Here is a 16,225-nt window from a genome sequence, read left to right as displayed (position 1 = left end):
TACTCACTGAAAGAGATTTATTCCCTGTATATAGATACGATATCACTCAATATCGCACTTGCAGTCTCAATTGAACCCGCACCCCTTCCTGTCACAGTTACTGTGCCTGCAAGATCGGTGTGTACTGATGCAACGTTGAGGGTTCCGCCAACTGCCAGAGGATGTGAAGCAGGCACCAGCCGCGGGGATACACGAAGACGGTCCTTCTTTACCTCCCCTATCAGCTTTATAACATAGCCATCATCATAAGCAAGAGCAAGCGCTTCAGGGGTGATCTTTGTAATACCGGTAACTTCGACGTCCTGGAAAGTGGCATTCTGCCCGAAGATGGAATTTGCAAGAATAACAAGCTTGCATGCAGCATCGATACCTTCCACATCATAGGTCGGATCGGTCTCAGCGATACCCAGTTCCTTGGCTTCTGCAAGCATCTGCTCATAGGATGACTGCTCCTCCATCATGCGTGTAAGGATGTAATTGCAGGTTCCGTTAAGGATACCTTCAATGCTCCTGATCTCATTGCCTGCGAGTGTGCTTTTTATAAGATTGATGATAGGCATTGCACCGCCAACGGTAGCCTCGAACCTGAACTTACAGCCGGATTCGCTTGCAGCCTCCATAAGCTCCTGGTATTTCAGTGTAAGAGGACCCTTATTTGAGGTTACGACGTCCCTGCCGTTCTCAAAAGCGGCAAGCATGTTGATAAGTCCGTTCCCACCGGTCTCGATGTCGGTAGGTGTTGTTTCGATGACAACGTCGTGATCAACGTTCCTGATGATATACTCGCCGGTGAGGTCTTCAACAGCCACAGTACCGGACTCACGTTTTCTTTCAATAGCAGCTTTCAGGTCAATTCCCTCGGTGTTGACCTCAGAACCCTTTGAATCTGATATTGCCACTACATCAATGTCAATTCCAAGAGACTTGAGCTCATCGTCCTTTTTCAGTAAGACCTCTGCAACGCCCTGACCTACTGAACCAAATCCAATAATAGATGCGCGTACTTTTCTCATTGAAACATCACCTTTATGCAAAATCGGCCTCTATGGGTTCTACTAACAGCAGGTCCTTTTTCTGTGCCACTTCTCTTAATACAGACATTGCCTCATGAAGTTCTTTCCTTCCAATAGCATCTATTTTCAGGGAAGCGGATGATTGCCTCTCGATGTGAGGCATGGAAAGGCATATGTCCACGACTTCTGCAAAGCCTGTCTTGTCAATAGTTTCGATCGTGTCCTGTATGTCGGTGTGAACAATGTGACCGATCAGGATGACCGCGCCGTGTTCCATAAAACGTTTTTCATCTACCCTGGAAACACCGATACCATTCTCTTCAAGACGTGAAATAATAAGATCGAGGTTCTCAGGTTCCACCTCGAACACGACCTGTACAGGGATAGTACTTCTTGGTGTTCGTTCTTCATGGTGGTGTACGATGGACTTAAGGTTCCCTTTCAGCTCTGAGATCGGTTGCAGAGCCAGAAGCAACTGTCCGGGAGCATCTTTCAGTTCGATATCCATTGAAACTCTCATGCCTTTCCTCTTAGTTATTCTTCATATAAATGTATTGATAAGAAAAGCTCACAGCTTTGGAACAATATAAAACAACATAAGAAATGAACAGGAAATATCCAAAAAACGGAGCGAGATCCATCTGAGTTCCGTTGAGAAAAGAATTAAGGAAAAAGGAAAACAGGATCACCTCTGGTCATCAGGAATTATTATGATATTACCCCGTCCTTTTTTGAACTTCTCCACAAGACCCCGGTTCTCAAGATCTGAAACTATCAGGCTGACCTTTGCTTCGGAATAGCTGAGTTTCGAGCGCAGGTCCTTCTGAGTGATGCGACCACCCCCGGACCTGATAATATCAAGCACTTCCTGCAGGTCCGAAGGCAATGGGACCTCATCCTGTAAATCATTCTCTTCAGGAATCACTGGCTCTTGAGGTGCTTCAGATAGTTCCTTTCCTGCCATTTCAACTCTATCTTCTCCAACAGGAGAAATTGGCATATCTTCAGCAACCTCTTTCTCCCCGTTCTTCCTTGAGAACAGATAAAAACCGGTTCCGGCCAGTAAAAATACGATAAGAACCGCAACATAGACCAAATTGCGATCATCTGACCCACCTTCAATTGCTTCTGCGTCTTCTTCCAGTGAGGTGATGATGTTCAAAAGATCAGGGTCTTCGCTAAGGTCACTATCATACGAAGGAAGAAGTATCAGGTCTATAATATAGTCGCCATCATCGGTGATGGTTATAGTTTCCTGCGCAGAAGCTGTAAGCGTGTTATTCTCATAATAAGTTGCTGTGATAAGGTATTCACCCGGAGCAAGGTTCATGGAATATACACCATATTTCGCCACGATAGACTGTGGCGGTGTGGAGTTCACTTCAATAATAGCGTTCTCCATCAGCTGAAAAGTATCCCACTCATAGATGGCACCATGAATAGTAGCTGTTCCTTCGGCACTTACAGGAAGTGCTGAAAAGAAACATGCTAAGACACATATACTCAAAACAAATAAGTTCCGGATCTTCACAGTGTAATAATATGGGAAGAAACTATTATAGTTTATTGTTGTTCTCGAGCCCATTTTCAGAGATAGTAGATTATTTTCATAAGATGTCGCAATACAAAACAGATATTGACAACAAGGCAATCCCGAAATATAAAATATCGATGAAAAACATGTTGTGAAGTATTAATAAGAAATAAAAACCTTTCAAAGGCTTATTTTTGATAAATAAGTTACTATCAAGTTTTATTCCATACATTATGCTTTAAAAGTTCCTTAATTACAATGAAGCAGGTATGAAAAACTGCTCATTTCTAAAGTAAGTTTATATTCAAACATCCCAAATATAATTCTGTAAGATAATTTCATGATATTGGAGGAATCCGTAAATGAAGAGAGGAACGATGAAAGGTTTTGCAATTATCGCTGCTGTGCTGATGGTAGTCAGCATACTACCTATGACAGCACTTGCAAACAATGGAAACGAGAACGCACCCGGACAGATGAAAAAGACCGGTGAACTGGTAGGCATACAGGATCGGGACAGGATACAGGAATCAAGGGATGATATCCAGGCCGCCAAGAACGACTATAACAACATGACATCTGAATTCCAGATGATAAAGAGAGATTATGCAAAAGGGGTCATCAATGAATCTGATATGATCGATAGATCTAAGGAGTACCTCAATGACACCGTCGATTACATGATCATCCGTCTGGAAACTATCAGAGATGAAGGTGACTATTCTGAAGATGTAAACACTACCATTAATGATTACATTGACAGTTTCATAGAAATTCAGGAAATACAAATTGCGGATGCTGATTCAAAGAAAGAACTTTCAGATGCACTGAAGGACATCAGGAAACTCTGGAAAGATGCAATAAAGGACATCAGGAAAAGCACAAGAGACAGAGTTGGCGATGGACTTGAAACATATCTTGAGAAATCCGATGACGTTTCCGACCGTCTGCAAGATGAAGTCGACCAAGTGGAAGATGAAGAGGAAGCTGCCGAACTTCAGGAACTTCTCGATGAATACAACCGCCTGATAGCTGAAGCTAAGGCACTGCTGGAAGAAGGAAACCTTGAGGATGCGATCGATAAAACCAAAGAAGCAAACGAGGTTCTCAGAGAAATTCTGGATAATATGAAGGAATCCAGAGACGGCTATGTTAACATGACAGGAGAGGGTGCTCTCAATGCAGAGGGTGACGGCACTATTGTTCTTTCCGGACAGTTTAACGTTACCATCAACGCAACAGACGCAATGCTTGTAATCAAGGACCTTGCAGGAGATGCAGAGATTGATGTCAGCGGAGCATCATACGATGTCGTGAACCAGCAGACAGAAGACGGATATCGTGCCGATGTATATGAGAATTTCACAGGTGATGCCCTCATTAATGGAACAAGGCTTACCGTCATGGTAAGTGGAGAGGATCTGACTGTCTTCGCAGAAGGAACAGGAAGTGCTTCACTCTCTGGAGAAGGAACATACCAGGTAGGTGCAGGTGAGGTGATGCAGTTTGCAGAAGTCGAAGATAATGAAGAAGTCACTGCAACAACTGATTCCACTGAAGAAGAAACCGAGGAAGAAGATGCAGAAACTGAAGAAGTCGATGACGATGAGAACGAAATCGAGATCGAGGTAAAGATCTTTGAAATTAACTCATCTGCAACAGTGGAAATCAATGACAATGTCACCAAATTCATATTTGAGACCATCGACGAAGAGGAGATCAAGAACGAGATCGTGAACGAAACTTCATTGACATATGAACAGGTCAACGACAGCATAAAGTTCGTGATAGAGGATTTCACTTCAGCTTCAATTACTGACACAGAAGAAGAAGAAGAAGAAGAAGAAGAAGACACTGAAGAGCAGGAGGACTGATCGTGGTAAACTTCAAGCACATTGGAATTATTGCTATCCTTCTGATCGGACTCGCTTTCTCCGGTTGTGTGGGTGACCAGGCTGCAGATGATGAAGTTGATGCCGATGCACCAACAGCAGATGAGATACTTGCAGAGGAAGGGGTCGGACTGACCGATTCAGAGATAGAGGATCTCGAAAGCGACCTTGACGAATTGGAAGCCACACTTTCAGAGCTTGATGACGACGAAAATCTGACCATAGAAGAGGTCTGAGCTGCTCGCAGTTCATTCTTCTTTTTTCTTTTTCTTACCTTATTCTTGTTTCTTTTTCGTCTTGTGAAATCTTGCAATGGCAGAAGTAAACTGAAATAATACATCCTTTGTTTAAATGGAATAGCGAAGTTATTATATAGAACTACAAAACAATGGATATGCGGGTATGTGTGGATATATTGAAATGGTAGTTGATCATATCAACTGAATGAAAATCCACCCCAAAATGAGGTAGAAAATGAAGAATATGTTTAAGACCACATTATTGCTGGCATCCCTGACCGGACTTCTGGTCATAGTAGGTGATCTTGTTGGAGGACCTACCGGTATGATCATAGCCTTTGCTTTTGCGATCATCCTGAACTTCGGTAGTTACTGGTACAGTGACAAGATCGTATTGAGGATGTACCATGCAAAAGAGGTCACTGAATCTGAAAGTCCAAAACTGTATGAGATTGTCCGGAAACTTGCAATGCGTGCAGACCTTCCAATGCCTAAGGTCTACATTGTGGAAACATCCATGCCAAACGCATTTGCAACAGGAAGAGACCCTAAACATGCAGCAGTTGCAGCCACAACAGGCATCCTTAACCTTCTGACACCGGAAGAGATAGAGGGTGTACTGGCACATGAACTTGCTCACGTAAAGAACCGTGACACATTGATCAGTGCAGTTGCAGCGACCATTGCAGGTGTGATCACAATGATAGCAACATGGGCAAGATGGGCTGCTATCTTCGGTGGCATCGGTGGCAGGGACGACAATGGTGCAAACAATATCATAGGATTCATTGCACTTGCAATTGTGGCACCTATCGCTGCGACCATAATCCAGCTTGCGATCTCCCGTTCACGTGAATTCGCAGCTGATGCAGAAGGAGCACGCATCTCACAGAAACCATGGGCACTTGCCAGTGCACTTTCCAAACTTGAATACGGTGCACAGCACTACCAGCCACGCAGGAACGATGTTCAGCCAAACGAGAACACGGCACATATGTTCATCGTCAACCCCCTGAGAGGCAGCTCACTGATGAACCTTTTCAGGACACACCCCTCAACAGAGGAAAGGATACGCCGTTTGAACGCAATGTAAGCACAATGTTGCATTTCAAAGGCAAAATAAGTATAGCATAAAACAATCAGAAACTGAAAAGATCTGCCTGACCTGGATCGGTCAGGTGGATCACCCTTATTCCACTGCCTTCAAGTTCATTCGAGAGCTTATAGCGGTGACATCCTTTAGGATTTTTCTCAGCACACATAAGGACCAGGTCATAGCCATTGCTGTTAACTGCCCTTATCTTGTCTGCCAGTTTTTTGAAGTAGATACGAAAATCCTCAGACCGCATGTAATCGGAATAGCTTTCTTCCCTTAAACCCCCAAGACCCGGACAATGAGAATAGGCAATATTGTACTTTGGCAGTACCACTTCAAGGCTCTCCTTGTTAAATTCCTCACGCACCGAATGTGGATAGCTGCGAACATCAATCAGGCAGGACAGGTTGTACTGCTGAAGAATATCGATAAATTCTTCCAGGGACCTGTTACCATAGCCAATTGTGTAGCACCGGTTATCTTCATCCATCGGAATGTCTGAATGGATGTGAAGTTTATTATCTTTTCTGTATTGTGTAGCCAGCAAATAACAACTGGTAATAACCAGTAGCACTCCATTCCTTGCATACGACCATTTTCAAACAGATAGCTATATTACAGGATAATGCTTATTTCAGTACATTATAGCCATTATAGGGAGAATTTGTCATGACGCAGGATGCGGCAATTGGAAGGATCATAAAAGCTCAGACCATCAGTGATGCATGGTACCGCGGACTCAATGTAATATGGAATCACGGGAAGGTCATTACAGATGAAAGAGGAAGCCAGATACGGGAGTTCATGAACCTGATGGTCGTGATAGATGACCCGTACAGTAATGAGATACCTTCCGACATTGCATGGAACGAGGAAAGGCTGGAAGAATATGCAAAACAGCTGATCACCGGTGAAAATGCACAGGATTTCGAATATACATACGGACAGAGGCTTCGCAACTGGGACGAGAAAGTGGACCAGATAGCCTATGTCATTGAAAAACTGAAGAACAACAGAACTACCCGAAGGGCTACAGCTGTCACATGGATCCCTACTGTTGACACCCATGTTGATGAAGTGCCCTGTATGATAATAGATGATTTTAAGATAAGGGATGAAAAGGTCCATCTTACAACAGTGTTCCGCAGCCATGACTTCGCAGGAGCATACCCTGCCAACCTCTATGGCCTATCAAAGCTTCTGGAATACGTTGCTGACAATGTCGGACTCTCACCGGGAACGATCACAACGGTCAGCATCTCTGCACATATCTATGACCATGACTGGGACAAGATCGAGAACATTGTAAAAGGGGTGCAGTAAATGAAAGTAACAGTCGGCAAGTCAGGCGTACACGGAGAGGTGTTCGCACCTCCTTCAAAGAGCTACACACACAGGGCCATAACAGTCGGTGCCCTTTCAAAAGATTCAATAATTCACAGACCACTTCTGTCTGCAGACACACAGTCCACTATCCGGGCCTGTGAGATGTTTGGAGCATATATCGAAAAGGAAGGAGAAGACCTACTTATAAGCGGTGTTGAAGGTGTCCCGGAAGTACCGGAAGATGTAATTGATGTGGCAAATTCGGGAACAACACTCAGGTTCATGACCGCCATATCTGCACTGACCGATGGCATCACTGTTCTCACCGGTGACAATTCCATAAGGGGAAGACCAAATGATCCACTCCTCAGGGTCCTTAATGACCTTGGAGTTGAAGCCTATTCAACACGTAACAACGGCTGTGCACCAATCGTTGTCAAAGGAGGACTCAAAGGCGCTATTGTCAAGATCGACGGCTCCATCAGTTCACAGTTCATATCCGCATTGCTTCTTGCATGCCCCCTCACAAATAACAGCACCACGCTTTCCATAAAAGGCGAGCTCAAATCCAGACCATATATAGATGTCACACTGGAGGTCATTGAGAAGGCAGGAGTGGAGATCCTTGTTGAGGACCATAATAATCCAAAGTTCATAATTCCCGGAAACCAGAGCTACAATCTTGAGGAATACACGGTTCCCGGAGATTTCTCATCAGCATCATACCTTCTTGCAGCTGCTGCAATGACAGATACAAGTGTAACGGTCAAGAACCTGTTCCCTTCAATGCAGGGTGATAAAGCCATCATAGACATCCTCAAAGAAATGGGAGCAAACATCTACTGGGATATGGAAGCAGGAACGGTCACCGTAAAAGGAGGAGACCTTCACGGGATAACCATGGATGCAGGTGCCACACCCGATCTTGTTCCCACCATTGCCGTACTTGGAGCTATGGCAGAGGGTGAGACCGTCATAACAAATGCAGAGCATGTACGCTACAAAGAGACGGACAGACTTCATGCAATGGCTGTGGAACTTGAGAAAATGGGCATATTTACAAAAGAAGAAAAGGACAGCCTGACAATAAGGGGAGGAGAGTTCAAGGGTTCTGAAGTACACGGCTGGCACGACCACAGGATCGTAATGGCCCTGACACTTGCAGGAATGGTCGCAGGTGACACTACTATCGATACCGCGGAATCCATTTTCATCTCATACCCTAACTTCTTCGATGCAATGCGTTCAATAGGCGCTGACGTTATCCTGAGTGAACAGTGAAAAAGGGCTACTGTTCATATTATTTTCTATTTTAGAGCTGTTCCCATGATCTATGATGTCGTTGTCGTCGGAGCCGGACCCACAGGATCCACAGCTGCACGTTATGCTGCCAGCTATGGTGCAAAGGTCCTCATGATAGAGGAACACGCATCCATCGGCACACCTGTGGAATGTACCGGACTCCTTAGCACACGTGCCGTGGCAGAGTGTGATATCGATCCAGATGATGATTTCGTGCTGAACAGCGTACGTGGTGCTTTTGTGCATTCCCCTAACGGCACGTGCCTGCCCATAGACGGCGGGAAAACAAAGGCTTACGTCGTATCCAGGAAAATATTTGACCGGCGCCTGGCCTCAATGGCAGTGGAGGAAGGTACAGAACTGCTGCTAAAAGGACGTGTGACAGGAATGACAGAAGAGGAAGGGATCCGGGCCCTTTCTGTAATGCATATGGGAAAGCCCACCACGATCAGGACAAAGATGGTCATCGGAGCAGACGGAGTAAAGAGCACAATAGCCAGGCATGCCGGCCTTGGAAAAGTTGAGAGGGTGCTTTCCGGAATTCAGGTCGAAGCACCCTACAATTCAGATAATGATGATTTTGTGGAACTGTTTGTCGGGTCAAGAGCACCCGGGTTCTTTGCATGGACAGTTCCGGTTAACGAAAAGATATCGCGGATCGGACTTGCTGTTGAGAAGGGTAATGAACACAATGCAATAGATTATCTAAAAGAGATCATTTCAGCAGACCCTCACATTTGCGACAGGCATTCCCGAAGCACTCTTGATCTGGTTGTAGGCGGTATTCCCATCGGACCGCTTGAAAGAACCTACACGGACGGAGTTCTCATTGCAGGAGATGCTGCAGGACAGGTGAAGCCAACTTCAGGAGGTGGCATCTACACCGGTGCTGCCTGTGCAAAGATCGCAGGAGAAGTCGCAGCAAAGGCTGCACTTGAAGGTGATGTTTCAGCACAGAGACTCGGCTCATATGAAAAACGCTGGAAGAGCGAGCTTGGCCGCGAACTTGGGATAGGGATGAGGATACATGACTTCGCAGGCGGGATGAGCGATGATGAACTGGACGAAATGATAATGTCAATGAACAATCCTGCAATACTTGAAATGATCACAAAATACGGAGATATGGACCATCCATCCAGACTTATCAAAAAATTGCTCAACCCTATGAACTCAAGGCACCTGATAGGTGTGTTCAGGGCTTTTGCAAAGGCTGTCCTGTGAAAGCGAACTATTAAAGGGATCAGTAGATACTGACACCTTTTACACCCGGAAGCCTGAGTATGTCACTGACGAGATCACCGGGGATTTTTGAATCAGTGATAATGGTAAGCTTCGCCTTGTTGCTGAAATGAGGATCGTCCGAAACTGCCTGCCTTATGCTGATCCCGTGATCGGAGATCACCTGCGAAACATTTGAAAGGATACCTATATCTGCAGCATCTTCAGGTGTTATGATGATAACGCCAAGGCCAAGTGAAGGAGCAACATCGCGAAGGAATGGTATTGACCTTACGTTCTGGAAGATGTTCTTCAGAAGTTCATCAGAGAGAATGGTATCAGTAGTGGCGTCGACCACCCTGCGGTCCACACCTGCCTCCTTTGCAAGTTGTGTATGGGGGATCTCAATTGAACCGGATGTTACTTTTCCTTCATCATTCACCTGAAACCCACGTTCAAAAAGGATATTTATGACCTTTTGCTGTGCAGGGTGCTTCTCGAACTTTTTGAGTACTGTGCTCCACATGATAACCAACTTGTTTCCCAAATTATAAGAAATTAAGTCTTAACTCATAGAAAAAAGCACTTAATAAATGTTCCGTTAATAATGAGGTCAAAAAGAAAATAGACAGAAACTATTCAAAATAATATACCCTGATAAAAAGAAAGACATTTTAAGGATAAAGTCATACAGGGCTTAAATCAAGCAGAAAGATGAATCATAATGATATTTTTTACAGACAGGTTCTATTCAAAAAACGGACTTTTCTTAAACCGTTTTGCCACAATGAAATATAAAGGACCTGTAAATGGCTTTAACCACAAAGTTTCACAGTCGATTGCATTCAAGGAGGTATTTTATGAATATATACAGAACTTATGATGATCTTCCAAAGGTAAAGTTGCCAAAGGGACAGGAAGTAAGCATAAGTGACAGTACCATTCGTGACGGAGCACAAATGCCCGGTATTGTCTTAAAGGCTGACCACAAGCTCAGGATATACGAGTATTTACATCAGATAGGAATTGAAAAGCTGGAAACGTTCGTCTACAATGAGCGTGATAGAAATGCTATAAATATGATGTTCGACAGGGGCTATGAATCACCCGAGATCACCGGATGGGCAAGGGCCGTACCTGCCGATATTGATCTGGTCCTTGATATTGAGGATATTAAAGAGACAGGTATTCTGATGTCAGTATCCGATGCACATGTGCTGGACAAGATGGGACTGCCCAGCAGGGAAGCTGCAGAAGAAAAATACCTGAACGCACTGCAGTATGCAGTGGACCATGGTCTTCGCACCCGTGCACACATTGAGGATATGACACGAGCTGACAATACCTATTTTGTGTACCCACTTATCGAAAAGATACTGGAGATCGATCCGGATTGTACTATCCGCCTTTGTGATACCATCGGTTTCGGCATCCCATTCATGGATGTTAATGAGCCATTTGGAATACCAGAGATGGTGAGATACTTAAAAGAGGAACTTAAGGCAAAGAACATTGAGACACATTGCCATGATGACTTCGGATTGGCGGTTGCCAACTCAATTGCCGGTTACTGGCACGGTGCAAACTGGTCAAATGTTACCTTCCTCGGAATTGGTGAAAGGGCAGGAAATGCGGAATTGGAGAAATTATTGCTGTTCCTCAGTCGCCGCATCGAAGGCTTTGACAAATATAACCTCGAATGCCTCTCAGAATTTGGACAGTTCATGCAGAAGGAGATAGGAATAAGGATCCCAAGGAACAAGTCAGTTGTAGGAAGCAACGTCTTTGCCCACGAATCAGGGATCCACACTGCAGGTGTCATCAAGAACCCGTTCACATATGAACCATATCCACCGGAGATCGTAGGTGGTAACAGGGTATTCCTTATCGGCGATTCATCAGGTATCGAAGTACTGCGTTTCAAGGTACAGGATACGCTCAAAGAGCTCATGGGAGTTCAGCTTACCGTCGAAAAGGATGACAAACGCCTGAGATCGATCCAGAAGGACATACACGAGCTTTATGACAAGGAAAAGCGTGTATCCTGTATCTCTGACGAAGAGATACAGGCATACGTCGAGAAATATTTCCTCTTCGAGCCTATAATCGAGAAAAATATGTCAAGGAAAGTAGGACAGGATTGAATAAAACTTGTCCGCTATTAGCGGATAAGTCTACTTCTTTTTTTAGACAATTTGCTTTGTTCTTTATTCAGGACTCATGTGAGTTAACGATAACATCTTCGCCCATAAGTTGTCTTTGTGTTTCACGTTTAGAACTTTCAAAACGCTCCTGCATTGCCGTCTTCTTGCTTCCGACCCATTTGTCCATGACCGCACAGGTCACAAGGTCACCTGTAACATTCACAGAAGTACGGCACATATCAAGAATCCTGTCCACACCTATGATAAGTGCGATACCTGCGGTGGGAATGCCAACACTTGCCAGGATAAGGGCAAGTATGACAATACCAACTCCGGGGGTAGAAGGTGTACCTATAGATGCTCCCACAACTGTTACCATGAGCAACAGAAGAGCACCAAGACTAAGTTCCACACCAAAGACCTGGGCCAGAAAGACCGCTGCCACACTCTGGTAAAGAGCGGTACCGTTCATGTTTATAGTTGCACCCAGCGGGATGACGAATTGTGATATCGATGGCCTGACACCCAGCTTCTCTTCCACGGTCTTGATGGACAGTGGCATAACAGCAGCAGTACTTGATGTTGAAAATGCGAGCAACATGACATCCTTTACAGACCTGAGGAAATCGACAGGACCTTTCCTTGATACTATGAAAATAATTACAAGATAGATCATGAGCATTATCAGAAGGCCCGCGAGTACGGTCCCTACATAGACAAGCATTCCCAGAAGTGCAGCCATTCCCAGGTTCAGCGTGAACTTGCCTATAAGACCAAAAACTGCAAACGGAGCAAGCAGCATGCTCCAGCGTACAACTGTCATGCTAACTTCCTGAAGCGATCCCAGAAGGTCAAGCAATGGTTTTGATTGAGTAGGTGATATTGAGACCAGTGCCATGCCTATAATTACAGAGAACACCACAACCTGAAGCATCTGGCCGGTAACTATCGACCCGAGAGGGTTGGTAGGAAGAATGGTTGCGACCATGCCGGGAACATCCGCAAGACCTGGAGTTAATACCGTATCATTATCTACCGAGGGCATATCCGATCCCATTGTATCCTGGACAAGCTCACTGCTGATGTAATTACCCGGACCTATCAGTAAAGCAAGTCCAAGACCTATCAAAATAGCAATTGCTGTAGTTGCAAGGAAATATGCAACTGTACGCGAACCTAGCATCTTGAGCTGCTCCATGTCCTCGCCAGCAGCAATACCCCTGATGATAGATGCAAAGACAAGCGGGACAACTATCATCTGCAATAGTGCAAGGAAAATATAACCAGGCAATGCTAGCCATTCACCGATCGTATATGATACGCTTGGACTTACAATACCGGTCGATGGTCCAAGCAACAGTCCGGTGATGATCCCTAAGAACATACCAATGAGGATCTTAAGCCAGAGCCTGTCCTTGACCAGTGAATGCAACTGGAAGCTCAGATATTTCAATGAACGCGGGTGTATAACTGAAATTGGTTCAGGAATAGGTTCTCTGATTGACATGATGACTGACCGGATAAGTTTTTCGTGGCCTTGTTGCCACATGATAATTGTACTTACAACCTGTCTCTGACAGGCCCCTATAATAAGAATATCCGATTAGTACGATTTAAAACCTTTGAGATCAAGGGCCTGATGTTAGAGTTCAGGATAGCGAAAAGTCGATCGATCAAGCAAGAGATCGTTCAGAGTATCGGAAGAAAAGAATGGTGTACAGGATCCGCTGATCCCATACACCCCAAGTCCCATTCTCGCCAGAGTCGGACTTAATATAAGTTTTCACACAAATTTTACAACTTTGCAATGATAGCGGCGGTCATTCCGCTAAGGGTTGCGTCTCCACCCATGTTGTAAGTAAGATACTTGCCTTCTCCAATGACATCCTCTGTTGCCTTGAAGACGCATCTGTCTTCCCAACCCAAGCATAAGCGGAAGCTTTAGCTTCCTGATCACATTGTTATTTAGATACTAAAAAGCTCCGGCCGAAACCGGGGCTTTCCTTTTGATTCCACAATAAAATTAAATAGAATCGATAATCCCATTCAAAGTCGCACTAGGTCTCATGGCCCGGGATTTCAACTCCTCATCTGGAGCGTAGTATCCTTTGATATCCATAGCTTTGCCCTGAGCTTCTAACAACTCATTGGCAATCTTCTCTTCATTTTCCATCAGAGCTTTAGCTACAGGTTCAAAAATCGCTTTTAATTCGCTATCTTTCTCCTGATCAGCCAGAGCCTGAGCCCAATACATTGCCAGATAAAAATGAGATCCTCTGTTATCAATCTCATTCACCTTTCGGGAAGGTGATTTTCTGTTTTCCAGAACCAGCTCTGTCGCCTTATCCAATGTTTCTGCTAAAACCAGAGCTTTAGGATTATCAAAACTGTTGCCCAGATGCTCCAGAGAAGCAGCTAAGGCCAGGAATTCACCTAGAGAGTCCCAACGCAGGTGACCTTCCGATTCAAATTGCTGTACGTGTTTGGGTGCCGAACCGCCGGCACCTGTCTCGAAAAGTCCACCGCCATTCATTAGAGGAACGATTGATAGCGTTTTCGCACTGGTTCCCACTTCCAAGATGGGAAAGAGGTCTGTCAGATAATCTCTCAAAACATTTCCAGTCACAGAGATCGTATCTTTGCCCTCTTTAATTCTCTCCAATGAAAACCTGGTCGCTTCAACGGGAGCTTTGATCAATAGTTCCAGACCATCAGTATCATAATCTTTCAAGTATTTGTTCACTTTTTTAATGAGCTGGGAATCGTGAGCTCTTTTCTCATCGAGCCAGAAGACTGCAGGATCGCCTGTCGCTTCGGCCCGTTTAACGGCCAGCTTGATCCAGTCCTGAACGGGTGCGTCTTTCACCTGACACATGCGGAAGATATCTCCTTCCTCTACCGGCTGTTCAATGAGTACATTATTGTTGTCATCGACAACTTGAACTTTTCCTGTACCAGTCATCTCAAAGGTCTTGTCATGTGAGCCATATTCTTCAGCTTTTTGCGCCATAAGCCCCACATTGGAAACGCTTCCCATTTTTGATGGATCAAAGGCACCGTGTTTTTGACAGAACTCAATAGTTTCCTGATACACTCCCGAATAAGAGCGATCTGGAATTATGGCTTTCATATCTTTCAGTTTCCCGTCTGGTCCCCACATGCAACCTGATGAGCGGATTGCTGCAGGCATGGAAGCGTCGATGATAACATCGCTGGGAACATGGAGATTGGTAATTCCCTTATCGGAGTTAACCATAGCCAATGCCGGTCTCCTGGCATACACAGCATCTATATCTGCTTTGATCTCAGCCTGTTTGTCTTCTGGCAGATTCTGGATCTTTGTATAGAGATCTCCCAGTCCCTGGTTGGGATCTACACCCAATTCTGAAAGCAGATCACCATATTTATCAAATATCTCTTTAAAGAAGACCTTAACCACATGACCGAAGATAATAGGATCGGAAACTTTCATCATTGTCGCTTTCAAATGAACGGAGAATAAGACATCTTTAGCTTTGGCATCTTCTATCTGTTCAGCCAGAAATGCCTGAAGCGCTTTTTTGTTCATAACAGCTGCATCAATGATCTCTCCGGTCTGAAGAGGGGCTTTGTCTTTTAATAGTGTTTTATTACCAGCGTCATCTGTAAAGAAAATTCTGAAATTGGTAGCCTCTTCAATTTCAACAGATTTCTCACTGCCGTAAAAATCTCCGCCGGTCATGTTGGATACATGGGATTTGGAATCGGACTTCCATTCTCCCATGGAATGGGGATATTTTTTCGCATAATTTTTTACAGATTTAGGAATTCTGCGGTCAGAATTCCCTTCTCTCAATACAGGGTTAACAGCACTGCCCTTGACAATATCGAATTTCGCTTTGATCGCCTTTTCTTCATCATTAGAAGGATCTTCGGGATAATCGGGCAGATCATATCCCTGAGCCTGGAGTTCTGCGACTGCCGCTTTAATCTGGGGAACTGAAGCGCTGATATTGGGTAGTTTTATAATGTTGGCTTCCGGAGTTAAGACCATCTCTCCCAATTCGGAAAGGGCATCGGAAATCTTCTGGTCCTCTGTCAGCCTTTCGGGAAACTGGGCAATGATCCTTCCAGCCAGGGAGATATCCCTCGTTTCCATAGTGATTCCGGCGTTTTTCACATAAGCCTGTACAATAGGCAGGAGCGAACTGGTTGCCAAAGCCGGAGCTTCATCGGTTTTCGTATAAATGATTGTCGATTTCTGCGCCATGTTAATCCTTTTCTCTGTAAATTAATAACGTTTTATCGAATCGAAGCGCTTTATTCTATATAAAGAGACCCCATCCCTTTTTAGCCAGGAATTCATCATTTTGCACAATGATCTCTCAGCGGCTCATTGTCATCTCCAGCCTATGCCAGGATAAACAATTTGCTGATCTGATCCGATATCAAGACAACATATAATATATCATCACATCA

15 protein-coding genes are annotated in these 16,225 nt (G+C 44.6%); 7 read left to right on the top strand and 8 right to left on the bottom strand.

The features are described from left to right. Positions 1-17: 17 nt before the first annotated feature. The 3 genes from ACR3I3_RS05910 to ACR3I3_RS05900 form a co-directional block, all read right to left on the bottom strand. Complete coding sequence (locus tag ACR3I3_RS05910) at positions 18-1,013, bottom strand: homoserine dehydrogenase (RefSeq protein ID WP_440953623.1); 996 nt, start codon at positions 1,011-1,013, stop codon at positions 18-20. Positions 1,014-1,026: 13 nt separating this feature from the next. After that, a complete protein-coding gene (locus ACR3I3_RS05905) occupies positions 1,027-1,533 on the bottom strand; it encodes an amino acid-binding protein (RefSeq protein ID WP_440953622.1) in 507 nt (168 codons plus the stop codon). 165 nt (positions 1,534-1,698) lie between these two features. Further along, on the bottom strand, positions 1,699-2,520 hold the full coding sequence (locus ACR3I3_RS05900; protein ID WP_440953621.1) for a helix-turn-helix transcriptional regulator: 822 nt from the start codon (positions 2,518-2,520) through the stop codon (positions 1,699-1,701). 389 nt (positions 2,521-2,909) lie between these two features. Between ACR3I3_RS05900 and ACR3I3_RS05895 the strand changes: the two genes are divergently transcribed. From ACR3I3_RS05895 to htpX, 3 genes are all read left to right on the top strand, one after another. Beyond that, on the top strand, positions 2,910-4,421 hold the full coding sequence (locus tag ACR3I3_RS05895; protein WP_440953620.1) for a hypothetical protein: 1,512 nt from the start codon (positions 2,910-2,912) through the stop codon (positions 4,419-4,421). A gap of 2 nt (positions 4,422-4,423) precedes the next feature. Further along, positions 4,424-4,675 (top strand): hypothetical protein, encoded by a 252-nt coding sequence (locus ACR3I3_RS05890; protein WP_440953619.1) that lies wholly within the window; start codon positions 4,424-4,426, stop codon positions 4,673-4,675. Between the two features lie 238 nt (positions 4,676-4,913). Continuing rightward, entirely contained in the window at positions 4,914-5,771 is an 858-nt protein-coding gene (gene htpX / locus ACR3I3_RS05885) for a zinc metalloprotease HtpX (protein WP_440953618.1), read from the top strand. A 46-nt stretch (positions 5,772-5,817) separates the two neighbouring features. Here htpX and ACR3I3_RS05880 read toward each other — a convergent pair whose 3' ends face one another. Beyond that, positions 5,818-6,264 carry a DUF488 domain-containing protein gene (locus ACR3I3_RS05880; protein ID WP_440953617.1) on the bottom strand — a complete coding sequence of 149 codons (447 nt, stop codon included), beginning with the start codon at positions 6,262-6,264 and terminating at the stop codon, positions 5,818-5,820. 179 nt (positions 6,265-6,443) lie between these two features. On the opposite strand from ACR3I3_RS05880, the gene ACR3I3_RS05875 reads away from it, so the two are divergent. The 3 genes from ACR3I3_RS05875 to ACR3I3_RS05865 are packed head-to-tail and all read left to right on the top strand — an operon-like array spanning position 6,444 to position 9,626. Next, positions 6,444-7,097 (top strand): thymidylate synthase, encoded by a 654-nt coding sequence (locus ACR3I3_RS05875; RefSeq protein WP_440953616.1) that lies wholly within the window; start codon positions 6,444-6,446, stop codon positions 7,095-7,097. Beyond that, positions 7,098-8,381: a 3-phosphoshikimate 1-carboxyvinyltransferase gene (aroA, locus tag ACR3I3_RS05870; protein WP_440953615.1), complete on the top strand. Its 1,284-nt coding sequence runs from the start codon at positions 7,098-7,100 to the stop codon at positions 8,379-8,381. Between the two features lie 45 nt (positions 8,382-8,426). Beyond that, a complete protein-coding gene (locus tag ACR3I3_RS05865) occupies positions 8,427-9,626 on the top strand; it encodes a geranylgeranyl reductase family protein (RefSeq protein WP_440953614.1) in 1,200 nt (399 codons plus the stop codon). 19 nt (positions 9,627-9,645) lie between these two features. Here the strand turns inward: ACR3I3_RS05865 and ACR3I3_RS05860 are convergent, their stop codons facing one another. Beyond that, positions 9,646-10,149: an amino acid-binding protein gene (locus ACR3I3_RS05860; RefSeq protein WP_440953613.1), complete on the bottom strand. Its 504-nt coding sequence runs from the start codon at positions 10,147-10,149 to the stop codon at positions 9,646-9,648. 334 nt (positions 10,150-10,483) lie between these two features. Between ACR3I3_RS05860 and ACR3I3_RS05855 the strand changes: the two genes are divergently transcribed. Continuing rightward, a complete protein-coding gene (locus tag ACR3I3_RS05855) occupies positions 10,484-11,767 on the top strand; it encodes a homocitrate synthase/isopropylmalate synthase family protein (protein WP_440953612.1) in 1,284 nt (427 codons plus the stop codon). A gap of 67 nt (positions 11,768-11,834) precedes the next feature. Here ACR3I3_RS05855 and ACR3I3_RS05850 read toward each other — a convergent pair whose 3' ends face one another. From ACR3I3_RS05850 to ACR3I3_RS05840, 3 genes are all read right to left on the bottom strand, one after another. Next, positions 11,835-13,274 (bottom strand): dicarboxylate/amino acid:cation symporter, encoded by a 1,440-nt coding sequence (locus ACR3I3_RS05850; RefSeq protein ID WP_440953611.1) that lies wholly within the window; start codon positions 13,272-13,274, stop codon positions 11,835-11,837. Between the two features lie 287 nt (positions 13,275-13,561). Further along, complete coding sequence (locus ACR3I3_RS05845; protein ID WP_440953610.1) at positions 13,562-13,693, bottom strand: hypothetical protein; 132 nt, start codon at positions 13,691-13,693, stop codon at positions 13,562-13,564. Positions 13,694-13,790: 97 nt separating this feature from the next. Then, the gene (locus ACR3I3_RS05840; protein ID WP_440953609.1) at positions 13,791-16,016 is read right to left on the bottom strand and encodes an NADP-dependent isocitrate dehydrogenase; all 2,226 of its coding nucleotides are present in this window, start codon (positions 16,014-16,016) and stop codon (positions 13,791-13,793) included. Between the last annotated feature and the right edge of the window lie 209 nt (positions 16,017-16,225).

The sequence above is a fragment of the Methanococcoides mangrovi genome, from assembly GCF_052057775.1.
GTDB lineage: Archaea > Halobacteriota > Methanosarcinia > Methanosarcinales > Methanosarcinaceae > Methanococcoides.
The sequence above is the reverse complement of the archived record's forward strand: the minus strand, read 5'-3'. Positions and strand labels throughout refer to the sequence as shown.

Coding starts and splice junctions, on each gene's coding strand:
- ACR3I3_RS05850 (WP_440953611.1), bottom strand. CDS start 13,274: ATGTCAATCAGAGAACCTATTCCTGAACCAATTTCAGTTATACACCCG.
- htpX (WP_440953618.1), top strand. CDS start 4,914: ATGAAGAATATGTTTAAGACCACATTATTGCTGGCATCCCTGACCGGA.
- ACR3I3_RS05895 (WP_440953620.1), top strand. CDS start 2,910: ATGAAGAGAGGAACGATGAAAGGTTTTGCAATTATCGCTGCTGTGCTG.
- ACR3I3_RS05875 (WP_440953616.1), top strand. CDS start 6,444: ATGACGCAGGATGCGGCAATTGGAAGGATCATAAAAGCTCAGACCATC.
- aroA (WP_440953615.1), top strand. CDS start 7,098: ATGAAAGTAACAGTCGGCAAGTCAGGCGTACACGGAGAGGTGTTCGCA.
- ACR3I3_RS05880 (WP_440953617.1), bottom strand. CDS start 6,264: ATGGATGAAGATAACCGGTGCTACACAATTGGCTATGGTAACAGGTCC.
- ACR3I3_RS05865 (WP_440953614.1), top strand. CDS start 8,427: ATGATCTATGATGTCGTTGTCGTCGGAGCCGGACCCACAGGATCCACA.
- ACR3I3_RS05840 (WP_440953609.1), bottom strand. CDS start 16,016: ATGGCGCAGAAATCGACAATCATTTATACGAAAACCGATGAAGCTCCG.
- ACR3I3_RS05905 (WP_440953622.1), bottom strand. CDS start 1,533: ATGAGAGTTTCAATGGATATCGAACTGAAAGATGCTCCCGGACAGTTG.
- ACR3I3_RS05860 (WP_440953613.1), bottom strand. CDS start 10,149: ATGTGGAGCACAGTACTCAAAAAGTTCGAGAAGCACCCTGCACAGCAA.
- ACR3I3_RS05855 (WP_440953612.1), top strand. CDS start 10,484: ATGAATATATACAGAACTTATGATGATCTTCCAAAGGTAAAGTTGCCA.
- ACR3I3_RS05910 (WP_440953623.1), bottom strand. CDS start 1,013: ATGAGAAAAGTACGCGCATCTATTATTGGATTTGGTTCAGTAGGTCAG.